This window comes from Actinosynnema sp. NPDC050436 (genome assembly GCF_040655415.1).
Lineage (GTDB): Bacteria > Actinomycetota > Actinomycetes > Mycobacteriales > Pseudonocardiaceae > Actinosynnema.
The window spans coordinates 54689-65948 of record NZ_JBFAJV010000025.1; the positions used below are offsets into that span (position 1 = coordinate 54689).

General features: G+C 75.0%; 8 protein-coding genes. 4 read left to right on the plus strand and 4 right to left on the minus strand.

Annotation, left to right across the window (positions count from 1 at the left end; all coding sequences use genetic code 11):
- Window positions 1–16 precede the first annotated feature (16 nt).
- Window positions 17–1594, minus strand: a complete 1578-nt coding sequence (locus tag AB0I60_RS35805) for an alkaline phosphatase D family protein (protein ID WP_360738246.1) — start codon at window positions 1592–1594, stop codon at window positions 17–19.
- A gap of 24 nt (window positions 1595–1618) precedes the next feature.
- On the opposite strand from AB0I60_RS35805, the gene AB0I60_RS35810 reads away from it, so the two are divergent.
- The gene (locus AB0I60_RS35810) at window positions 1619–2329 is read left to right on the plus strand and encodes a VOC family protein (RefSeq protein WP_360738248.1); all 711 of its coding nucleotides are present in this window, start codon (window positions 1619–1621) and stop codon (window positions 2327–2329) included.
- Window positions 2330–2397: 68 nt separating this feature from the next.
- Here AB0I60_RS35810 and AB0I60_RS35815 read toward each other — a convergent pair whose 3' ends face one another.
- Window positions 2398–2862: a hypothetical protein gene (locus tag AB0I60_RS35815; RefSeq protein WP_360738251.1), complete on the minus strand. Its 465-nt coding sequence runs from the start codon at window positions 2860–2862 to the stop codon at window positions 2398–2400.
- 101 nt (window positions 2863–2963) lie between these two features.
- Window positions 2964–4043, minus strand: a complete 1080-nt coding sequence (locus tag AB0I60_RS35820) for a LuxR C-terminal-related transcriptional regulator (RefSeq protein ID WP_360738253.1) — start codon at window positions 4041–4043, stop codon at window positions 2964–2966.
- Window positions 4044–4172: 129 nt separating this feature from the next.
- Between AB0I60_RS35820 and AB0I60_RS35825 the strand changes: the two genes are divergently transcribed.
- The 3 genes from AB0I60_RS35825 to AB0I60_RS35835 all read left to right on the plus strand — a co-directional run bounded on the left by AB0I60_RS35825 (window position 4173) and on the right by AB0I60_RS35835 (window position 6478).
- Window positions 4173–4760, plus strand: a complete 588-nt coding sequence (locus tag AB0I60_RS35825) for a GrpB family protein (protein WP_360738256.1) — start codon at window positions 4173–4175, stop codon at window positions 4758–4760.
- An 82-nt stretch (window positions 4761–4842) separates the two neighbouring features.
- Window positions 4843–5481 (plus strand): GntR family transcriptional regulator, encoded by a 639-nt coding sequence (locus tag AB0I60_RS35830; RefSeq protein WP_360738259.1) that lies wholly within the window; start codon window positions 4843–4845, stop codon window positions 5479–5481.
- 1 nt (window position 5482) lies between these two features.
- The gene (locus AB0I60_RS35835) at window positions 5483–6478 is read left to right on the plus strand and encodes a 1-aminocyclopropane-1-carboxylate deaminase (RefSeq protein ID WP_360738262.1); all 996 of its coding nucleotides are present in this window, start codon (window positions 5483–5485) and stop codon (window positions 6476–6478) included.
- A 58-nt stretch (window positions 6479–6536) separates the two neighbouring features.
- Here AB0I60_RS35835 and AB0I60_RS35840 read toward each other — a convergent pair whose 3' ends face one another.
- Window positions 6537–11093, minus strand: coding sequence for an ATP-dependent helicase (locus AB0I60_RS35840; protein WP_360738264.1), 4557 nt, complete (start codon window positions 11091–11093; stop codon window positions 6537–6539).
- Window positions 11094–11260: the final 167 nt, after the last annotated feature.

Below are 11260 nucleotides of genomic sequence, written 5' to 3' on the forward strand. Positions count from 1 at the left end.
ACCGCCGGCGGTGCGGTCAGAAGGTGAGGTTCGCCGTCTCGCCGAGGCCGTCCGGGCCGGCGGTCTCCAGCCGGTAGCGGGCCTGGCGGCCGGAGATCTCCAGGATCGCCACCGAGTTGCCGAAGTGCGGCCCGCTGATCCGCTGCCACGAGACCGGGTCGGGCGACACGCCCGCCCGGTCCGCCCAGCGGCGCAGCACCCGCGCCAGCGGCCGGGACCAGGACAGCCGGAACACCAGCCGGAAGGGCTTGGGCGGGTCGTTGTGCACCGGCGAGCAGACCAGTTGCAGCACCCGGGACCTCGTCGGCTCGGCGTACTCGGCGCGGGCCGCGTAGCTGTGGTGGACGTCGCCGGACAGCACGCAGATCGTGCCCGGCGCGTCCGCCGCGCGGCCCAGCCGGTGCAGCAGGCGCGCGAGCCGCTCGAACGACGCCCGGAACGCGGGCCAGTGCTCCAGGTCGGCCACCTGGCGGACCTTCTCGCCCAGCCGGCCGCGCCACCCCGGCCGGGCCGCCGCGCGCTCGTTGAGGGACTGGAAGTGGCTCAGCGCGTGCGGCATCAGCCACGGCAGCGACGAGCCGATCAGCAGGTGGTCGACGTCGCCCTCGGCGTTGCGCTCGATCCAGTCGAACTCCTCGTCGCCCACCATCAGCCGCTCCGGGCCGTCCAGGATGCGCCCGCTGCGGGTGTCGATGACCAGCAGCCGGACCCGGCCGAAGTCGCGCCGGTAGCTCCAGCGGGTCGACTTGCGGCCCTCCGCCTCGCGGTCGGCCTGCTCCGCGAACTCCTCCAGCAGCTCCTGCACGTCCTCGCCGGACTGCTGCACGGTGGTGAACAGCGGGTCCTCGGCCAGCTCCGCCGGACCGAGGTTGCCGATGTGCTGGTAGACCCAGTACGACGCCAGCCCGGCCCGGATGCGCTCCCGCCACCACGGCTTCTCCGCCATCTGCGCGCGCCACGTGCGGGAGGTGTTCCAGTCGTCCCGGATGTCGTGGTCGTCGAAGATCATCGACGTCGGCAGCACCGACATCAGCCAGCGGATCTCCGGGTCGGCCCACGACTCGTGGTACAGCTCGGCGTACTCGCGGAACGACACCACCTCGCCCTCGGGCTCCGGCCGCCGCTGCGCCAGCCACTCGCGCACCCGGGGCGTCGGCTCGTCCGCGTACACCTGGTCCCCGAGCAGCACCAGGGCGTCCGGCCAGCGCTCCTCGGGCCAGTCCTTCATCCGCGTGGCGAAGGCGTCCAGCGCGTCCGGGCCCAGCCGGTCGTTCTCGCTGCCGCCCTTGGCCGCGCGGCACGACCCGAACACGAGCTGCTCCGCCGTCGTCCCGGTGCGGATCCTCGGTGCGGGGAAGTCGTAGCCGGGCTCCGGCCAGACGACCCGGTCGTCCAGCCGCACGTCGTAGGGCGTGGAGGTGCCGGGCACGAGGTCCCGCACCACGACCAGGGCGAAGTGCTGTTCGCCCACCTGGAAGGTCGCGGCGCGGTGCCCCGCGACGGTGACCACGCAGGCGGCGTCGGTCTCCACCCACACGGTGGCCGACGTCGCGTCGACGTGCCTCAGTACCGGGCCGAGCACCAGGTGCGCCATGGGCGCAGAGGTTACCTTCGGATCATGACGACGCGGTTGTGCAATGTCGTGGTGGACGCCACCGACCCGGCCGGGCTGGCGCTGTTCTGGTCGGAGGTGCTGGAGCGGCCGGCGGTCCCGAGCGGCGACGGCGAGGTGGACGTGCCGCTGGACGACGAGGTCGACCTGGTCGTCGTGCCGGTCGACGAACCGAAGCAGGGCAAGAACCGGGTGCACCTCGACCTGGCGTCGACCTCGCCCGAGCACCAGGCGCGACTGGTGGCGCGGGCGCGCGAGCTGGGCGCGTCACCGGTCGACATCGGGCAGGGCGAGGTGCCGTGGGTGGTGCTGGCCGACCCTGAGGGCAACGAGTTCTGCGTGCTGGAGCCCCGCGACGAGTACCGGGGGATCGGGCCGGTGGCGGCGGTGGTCGTGGACGCGCTCGACCCCGTTGCGCTGGCCGCTTTCTGGTCGCACGCGGCGGGGGTCGCGGTGACGCGCCAGGACGGGCGGTCGGCGTCGCTGCGCCGGGACGGCGGGTTCTGGCTGGAGTTCCTGCGGCGGGCGGAGGTGAACCCCGCCAAGAACCGGGTGCACCTGGACGTCGCGCCGCCGGCCGACGGCGACCAGCCGACGGAGGTGTCGAGGCTGGAAGCGCGCGGCGCGGTCCGGTCGGACGTCGGCCAGGGCGCGGTGCGGTGGGTGGTGCTGGCCGACCCGGAGGGCAACGAGTTCTGCGTCCTCACCCCGCGCTGACGGGGGCCGGTCGGCGGTGGTCGCCGACCGGCCCCCTCCCCCTCAGGCCCCCCGTGGCCCGGGGCGGGTCAGACGACCTCGGCGTGCACCTCCCGGTTCACGTGGCTCGCCTGACCGGTGTAGTTCGCGTTGCGCCGATCACCGTCCGAGAAGTGGAGCACCGTGTAGAACGCGAGGTTCCAGTGGTCGTTCCCGTTGGGCGAGACCCGCAGGGTCACCTGGCCGTCGCGCATCGACTCCCAGGTGGCACCGGCCAGCAGCGTCAGCGTGAACGGGCCGTCGAGGTCGCCGTCCGGGAACTGGTCCGGGCAGAAGTCCTGGTCCAGGTGCGCGACCCGGCGCCCGGTGTTGTCGGTGACGTTGACGTCCAGGCAGGTGTCGGCGTCCTTGTCGTCGTCCAGCGTGTGGAAGGTGATCCGCACCTGCGTGAGGGCGGCGCCCTGCCCCTCGGCCGACGCGACCCCCGCGCCGGACAACGCCAGCCCGAGCGCCAGCACGCCGGCCGGTACCGCTTTCCGCAATCCCTTGCCCATCTCCACCCCCGGTGTCCGCGACGGGCCGGTGCCCGCCGCACGTCCACGGTGGCGGTCTGAGGACCGGGACGACATCCCGAGAACTGGGGATGGGGGCGCGGTCAGCCGTTCAGCGCGGTGAGCAGCTCGTGGCGGCCGTCGGCGTCGGTCTTGCGGAAGATCGACTTGAAGTGGTCGTTGACGGTGTGCACGGACACGTCGAGGCGGCGGGCGATCTGCTTGGGCACCGCCCCGTCGAGCAGCTCGGCGATGACCCGGCGCTCGCGCGCGGTGATGCCGTACCAGTCGGCGAACGCCGGCAGCAGCTGGGCACCGGACGCGGCCTGGAGGACCACGGCGACGTCGCCCGTGGCGTCGGGACCGGTGGGCTGGGCGTGGAAGGCGACCCACCGGCCGAACGCCGAGGCGGGCCCGAGCACCAGCGCGGGCGGGACGCGGGGGTCGCGGGCGTGCCGGCGGGCCTGGGCGGACAGCGCGGCGAAGAAGACCTCCGCGACCCACTTCTGCCGGTGCGGCGCGCTGCACGGCTGCCACCGGGCGGCGTCGGGGGTGGCCGCCCGCACCCGCTCGTCCGGGCCGACCAGGACCACCCCGGGCGGGGCCGCCGGGCCTGCCGGGGTCAGCGGCCCGGCGGTGACGTACCCGCGCAGCCCGGCGATCAGCGCCGGCCCCAGCTCCGCCACCCGGCGCGCGTCGTCGGCGTCGAACCCCCGCCCACCCCGGGCCCGCACCAGGCTGAGGGCTCCCCACACCCCGCGCGCGTCCCGCAACAGCAGCCGCAGCTCACCAGCCACCCCGTGCTCCCGGAACAGCCGCGCCACCGCTCCCGGCTCTGCCACACCTCCCTGCTCCGACCCGCAGCCCCACTCCGGTTCGCTGTCCGCGCCGATCAGGCCCACCGGGACCGGGCGCCGGGCCAGTCGACCCCAGGACAGCGGGTCCCGTCCCGCCACGCAGTGCATCGCCCAGGCGCGGGCGAAGTCGCTGCCGTAGCCGTGCAGGAAGCCCAGCGGCACCGTGCCGTTCGCCGCAGACGGCGCGGTGCCCACGAGCCGCACGCCGTCGTGCGCCACCACGGGCGCGACGGCCCGGGAGACCGCCTCGCCCACTTCCTCCGCGCCCATCCGCTGCCCGGCCGCCTCGGACAGCTCGCGCAGCAGCCGATCCCCCGATCGCGTCACACCGCCGAGTGTGGCCCGCCCGGCCACCGCCGGCGACGGAACCCGGACCGCACCACCCGGTCGTGGGCCTCGCCCCGCGTGGTGGAAAAGCGGGTGCCGGTCCCGTCACGTGCCGTTACCTTGCTCCGAGTGCCTACGTTCGAAGAGATCACACGCCACCACGAGATGGACCCCGACGAGAACCCGTGGGTGCAGGGGCCGCCCGCACCGTCGACGGTGTCCCTGGTCCCGTACGACCCGGACTGGCCGCTCCGGTACCGGAAGCTGGCGGAGGAGATCCGCCACGCCCTGGGCGAGGTGGTCCTGGAGGTCGACCACGTCGGTTCGACGTCCGTGGAGGGCCTGGCGGCCAAGGACGTCATCGACATCGACCTCGTCGTGCCGGATCCGCGCGACGAAGCCGCTTACGTGCCGGCGCTCGAACGCCTCGGCTACGTCCTGGTGATCCGCGAACCGTCGTTCCACGAGCACCGCGCCCTGCGCCTCGACGAGCCCCGGGCGAACCTGCACGTCTTCGGCCCGGACTGCCCCGAAGTGATCCGCCACCGCATGTTCCGCGAATGGCTGAAGACCCACCCCGACGACCGCGCCCGGTACGAGAGCGCGAAGCACAGCGCCATCCCCGGCGGCGGCACCGTCATGGACTACAACCGGCGCAAGGAACAGGTCATCCGCGACATCTACGAGCGCATGTTCCACGCGGCCGGGATGCTCTGACCGCCCCCGGATGCGCTGAGCCCCGCCCCGGCGACCGCCACCGGGACCTGGTGTCCCGGGGGGAGCCGGGTTAGGCTCCGGTATGCAATATATCAGTCGGGCGTTGTACCGGGACCAGGCGTTGAGCGCGATCCGCGCCGCGATCCTGGACGGCGTCCTCGCGCCCGGCGCGCCCGTCAAGGACGTCGAGCTCGCCGAACGCCTCGGGCTGTCGCGGACGCCCGTGCGCGAGGCTCTGGCGCGGCTGGTGGACGAAGGGCTGGTGGAGTCCAAGCCGCACAGCTACACGCGCGTCACCCCGCTCGACACCGCGCCGGTCCGCGATGCGCACGCCGTCATCCAGGCGATGCACGCGCTCGCCGCGCGGCTGGCCGTGCCGAGGATGGGCGCGGCCGACCTGGCGGCGATGCGGGCGGCCAACGGGCGGTTCGCCACGGCGCTGGCCGCCGGGGACGTGCCCGGTGCGCTCGCCGCCGACGACGAGTTCCACGACGTGGCGGTGCGGGGGAGCGGGAACTTCGCCGTGGTCGCCACGATCGAGCGCTACACGCCGCTGGTGCGCCGGCTGGAGCGGCTGCGGTTCGCCGCGCCGCGCGGGCGGCACTCGGTGGCGATGCACGACGAGATCGTCGCCGCGTGCGCGGCCGGCGACGCCGAACTCGCGGCGCGGCTGGTCGAGCGGAACTGGGCGACGCTGGCCGACCTGCTGGAGGAGAGCTGACATGGCACTGGCCGACTTCGCGCGGTTCCCGCTGACCTTCGGGCCTTCCCCGGTGCACCCGCTGGAACGGCTCACCCGGCACCTCGGCGGTGCCGCCGTGTGGGCGAAGCGGGAGGACTGCAACTCCGGCTTGGCCTACGGCGGCAACAAGACCCGCAAGCTGGAGTACCTGGTGGCAGACGCGCTGGCCACCGGGTGCGACACGCTCGTGTCGATCGGCGGCGTGCAGTCCAACCACACCCGCCAGGTCGCGGCGGCGGCGGCGCGCGCCGGGCTGGGGTGCGTGCTGGTGCAGGAGAGCTGGGTGGACTGGCCGGACGCGGTGTACGACCGGGTGGGCAACATCCTGCTCAGCCGGTTGATGGGCGCGGACGTCCGGCTGGTCGAGGCGGGCTTCGGCATCGGCGTGAAACCCGCGTGGGAACAGGCGATCGAGGACGTCCGGGCCGCCGGCGGCACGCCGTACGCGATCCCGGCGGGTGCGTCGGACCACCCGCTGGGCGGCCTGGGGTTCGCGGGCTGGGCGGCGGAGGTGGAGCGGCAGGAGGCCGAGCTGGGCGTGCGGTTCGACACCGTCGTGGTGTGCTCGGTGACCGGCAGCACCCAGGCCGGGATGGTCGCCGGTTTCGCCGGCAGCGGACGGCGGGTGATCGGCATCGACGCGTCGGCCGCGCCGGACGCCACCCGCGCGCAGGTCACCCGCATCGCGCAGGCGACCGGGAGCCTGCTCGACGTCGAGGTGCCGGACGCGGACGTGCTGCTGGACGAGCGCTTCCACGAAGGCGTCTACGGCCTGCCGGGCGAGTCCACGGTGGAGGCGATGAAGCTGGGCGCACGCCTGGAGGGCATGATCACCGACCCGGTGTACGAGGGGAAGTCGTTGGCGGGCCTGGTGGACCTGGTCGCCTCGGGCGAGATCCCGCGCGACTCCACGGTGCTGTACGCCCACCTGGGCGGCCAGCCCGCCCTCAACGCCTACAGCAGCCTCTTCCGCTGACCCGACGACCCCGCTGACCCCCGGCTGCCCTGCCACGCCCGGCCGCGCGTCCGAATGGTCAGGCGCGCAGGCGCAAACCCTTGGGAGTGGCGCGGAAGCCCGCCTCCTGGAGGACGCCGGACAGCCGTGAGCCCAGAGCCACCTCCCCGTCGGCCCGTTGCACGGCCAGGTGTCCCAGCCAGCCGTCGCGCACCGCCCGGCTCAGGGCCTGCGCGGCGGCCCGCAGGGTCTCCTCCTCCTCGGTGAACGACAGCAGCGAACGCCCACCGCGCTCCACGTACAGCGTCGCCGCGCCGTCCACCAGCACGGTGAGCGCGCCGGACTTCCGCCCCGGCCGGTGCTTGCCGTCGCCCAGCGGGTCGGGCCACGGCAGGGCCGCGCCGTAGGGCTGGGCCGGGTCGGCCGCCGCCAGCACGACCGCCTGCGGTGCGCCCGCGTGGTCCTGGCCGGGCGGGCGGGACAGGGCGCGCAGCCGGTCCACCGCGCCCTTCGCCGCGAACTGGGCCGCGCCCAGCCCCTCCACCACGTAACCGCGCACCACCTGGCCGGACTCCTCCATCGCCCGCAGCACCCGGTACACGCCGCTGAACCCGCCGGTCACCCGCTCGGTGTCCAGCGCGCCCCGGGTGAGGACGCCGTGGCGCTCCAGGAATGCCTCCGCCCTCGCGTGTGCCCGCCGGGTCGGCTCGCTCGCGGGCACCACGGCCAGCGACCACCGCCCGCCGACCGTGGGCGGACCGGTGCGACTGGGCAGGTCCGGGCGGCCCGCCCGCATCCGCGCGTAGCGGCCCCTCGGGGCTGCCCGGCGCGGCTTGTGCGCGGTGCCGCCACCCGCGACCAGCGCCCGCAGCGGCGACAGGGTGTCGTTGGTGACCACGCCCGCCCACACCAGGTCCCACAGCGCGCCCACCACCTCGCCGTCGGTCGTCGGCCCCTGCAACGACACCCGGTCGACCACCTGGCGGAAGAACAGCGCACCGCCGGCCAGCGCCTCCACCACGGCGGTGTGCAGGGACGACTCCGGGATCGCCTCGGGCACCAGGTCCGGCAGCAGCAGGTCCGCCACGTCCGTCGGGGCCAGCGCGATCCAGCCGTCACCGCCCGCCAGCGCGCCGCAGCCGGTCCACGTCACCTCGCCGGACGCGGTCAGCTCGTCCAGCAGCGCCGGGGTGTAGCCGGGCAGCCGCGCGGGCAGCAGCAGCGACTCGACGGCGCTCGCCGGCAGCGGCGCCCCGGCCAACTGCTCCACCACCGAGTACACGTCGTCCACGGTCGGCGCGGCCCGCAACCGCCGGCCCACGCCGTGCCAGCTCGGCAGGAACCGGCCGAGCGCCGCCGGTTCGACCGGCTCGACCTCGGCGCGCAGCCGGGCCAGCGACGCCCTCCGCAACCTGCGCAGCACCTCCGCGTCGCAGTACTCGGTGTGCGTGCCACCGGGGCGCAGCTCGCCGCGCACCAGCCGGCCCGTGCCGGCCATCCGCTCCAGCACCCCGGTCACCACCGCGACACCCAGCCCGAACCGCTGCGCGGCCTCGCCCGCCGGGAACGGGCCGTGCGTCCGCGCGTACCGGGACAGCAGGTCGCCCAGCGGGTCCGCCACCGGCTCGGTGAACGCCTCCGGCACGCCCACCGGCAGCGCCACGCCCAGCGCGTCGCGCACCCGGCCCGCGTCCTCGATGGCGATCACCCGCTCGTCGCCCGCGATCCGCACCCGCAGCGCCCGCCGCTGCGCCACCAGGTCGGCCAGCCACTCCGGCCGGATGCCGCGCTCCAGGGCCTCCGCCTCGGACAGGTCACCCAGGAACCGCAGCAGGTCCGCCGCGCCCTCGGCGTCGCGCGCGTGCCGGTCCGGGGCGAGGCGTTGCAGGGTGCGCTCGACCTCCTCGACCACCTCCGGGTCGAGCAGCTCCCGGATCGCCTCCGACCCGAGCAGCTCCGCGAGCAGCGCCGAGTCCAACGACAGGGCCGCCGCGCGGCGCTCCGCCAGCGGCGCGTCCACGTCGTAGAGGAACATCCCGACGTACCCGAACAGCAGGCTGCGCGCGAAGGGCGACGGAGACGGCGTCTCCACCTCCACCACGCGCACCCGCCGGGCCCGCACGTCGGACATCAGCTCGCGCAGGCCGGGCACGTCGTACACGTCCTGGAGGACCTCCCGCATCGCCTCCAGCACCACCGGGAAGCTCTCGTACTTCGCCGCCACGGACAGCAACTGCGCCGAGCGCTGCCGCTGCTGCCACAGCGGGGTGCGCCGCCTCGGGTCGCGCCGGGGCAGCAGCAGCGACCGCGCCGCGCACTCCCGGAACCGGGCGGCGAACAGCGCCGAGCCGCCCACCTCGGCGACCACGACCTGCTCCACCTCCTCCGGGTCCAGCAGCACGTCCTCCGCGCCCGTCACGACCTGCGCGCCGTCCAGGTCGACGGCGTCCGGCAGCCGCACCACGATCCCGTCGTCGGAGTGCGCCGCCTGCACCTCGATGCCGCGCCGCTCGCGCAGCCGGGCCGCGATGGCCAGCGCCCACGGCGCGTTGACCTGCGCGCCGAACGGCGAGTGCACCACCAGCCGCCAGTCGCCCAGCTCGTCGCGGAACCGCTCCACCAGCACGGTCCGGTCGTCGGGCACGTGCCGGGTCGCCTCGCGCTGCTCGCCCAGGTAGGCGAGCAGGTTCGACGTCGCCCAGCCGTCCAGGCCGGCACCGGCCGCCCGCTCCGCCGCGCGCGCCGGCTCCATCGTGGACAGCTCGCGCAGGAACTTCCCCAGCGCCCGCCCCAGCTCCAGCGGACGGCCCGGCGCGTCGCCCTTCCAGAACGGCATCCGCGCCGGCTGACCCGGCGCGGGCACCACGATCACCCGGTCGTGGGTGATGTCCTCGACCCGCCACGACGAGGTGCCCAGCAGGAACGTGTCGCCCACCCGCGACTCGTAGACCATCTCCTCGTCCAGCTCGCCCACCCGCGAGCCGGGGCCGCTCTCCGACCCGGGCGTCATCACGGTGAACAGCCCCCGGTCCGGGATCGTGCCACCGGAGGTCACCGCCAGCCGCTGCGAACCCGGCCGCCCGCGCAGCTCGCCGTTCACCCGGTCCCAGGTGATGCGGGGCCGCAGCTCGCCGAACTCCTCGCTCGGGTAGCGCCCGGCCAGCATGTCCAGCACCGCCTGCAACGCCGACTCCGGCAGCGCCGCGAACGGCGCGGCCCGCCGCACCAGCCCGGCCAGCGCCTCCACCGGCCACGGCTCCATCGCCACCATCGCCACCACGTGCTGCGCCAGCACGTCCAGCGGGTTGCGCGGGTACCGCACGGCCTCGATCGCGCCGTCCCGCATCCGCTCCGCGACCACCGCGCACGACACCAGGTCGCCCCGGAACTTCGGGAACATCACCCCGCGCGACACCGCGCCCACCTGGTGCCCGGCGCGGCCCACGCGTTGCAGCCCGGACGCGACCGTCGGCGGCGCCTCCACCTGCACCACCAGGTCGACCGCGCCCATGTCGATGCCCAGCTCCAGCGACGACGTCGCCACCACGCACGGCAGCCGCCCGGACTTCAGCTCCTCCTCCACCACCGTCCGCTGCTCGCGCGACATCGAGCCGTGGTGCGCGCGGGCGATCACCGGCGCGGCCTGGGTGGTGACGCCGGACTGGCCGGCCGCCTCCGCCGGGAACCGGCCCGGCTCCGCCGAGGGCACCTCGGGCTCCTCGGCCAGCTCGTTCAGCTTCGCGGTGAGGCGCTCGGCGAGCCGGCGCGAGTTGGCGAACACGATCGTGGACCGGTGGGCGCGCACCAGCTCCAGCACCCGCTGCTCCACCGCCGGCCAGATCGACGCCCGCTGCTCCGCGCCCGACGCCGGCCCGCTGACCTCGCCGGTCGGCTCGCCCAGCGCGGACATGTCCTCGACCGGCACCTCCACCCGCACCTCGATGGTCTTCGCGGACTTCGGCTGCACGACCTTCACCGGGCGTCCGCCGGCCAGGAACGCGCCCACCTCCTCCACCGGGCGGACCGTCGCGGACAGGCCGATCCGCTGGGCCGGCCGCTCCAGCAGCGCGTCCAGCCGCTCCAGCGACAGCGCCAGGTGCGCGCCGCGCTTCGTGCCGGCGACCGCGTGCACCTCGTCCACGATCACCGTCTCCACGCCCCGCAGCGACTCCCGCGCCGACGACGTGAGGATCAGGAACAACGACTCCGGCGTCGTGACCAGCACGTCCGGCGGCCGGCGGGCGAACGCGCGGCGCTCGTCGGCCGGGGTGTCACCGGTCCGCATCCCGACCGCGACGGACGGCTCGGGCAGGCCCAGGCGGTGCGACGCCTGCCTGATCCCGATCAGCGGCGCGCGGAGGTTTCGCTCCACGTCCACCGCCAGCGCTTTCAGCGGCGACACGTACAGGACGCGGCAGCGCCGCTTCGGGTCCTCCGGGGGAGGCGAGGACGCGAGCCGGTCCAGCGCCCAGAGGAACGCGGCCAACGTCTTGCCCGACCCGGTCGGCGCGATCACCAGCGCGTGCTCACCGGCGGCAGCCGCCTCCCACGCCCCCGCCTGCGCCGCCGTGGGCGCGGCGAAGGCCCCGGCGAACCACTGCCGGGTAGCAGGTGAGAAAGCAGCCAGCACATCCATAGCTTCATGATGAACGAGGGGTACGACAGTTACATGGCGCCGCCTCCGGCGGCGCGGGGGGGGCGGCCGGGGGGGGGGCGCGCCGGGGTAGGTAGATCGGCGGGGTGGGGAAGGGTGGGTAGAGGGGGGGGTTTATAAGGGGGGGGGGCGGGTGATTTAAAAAAGGG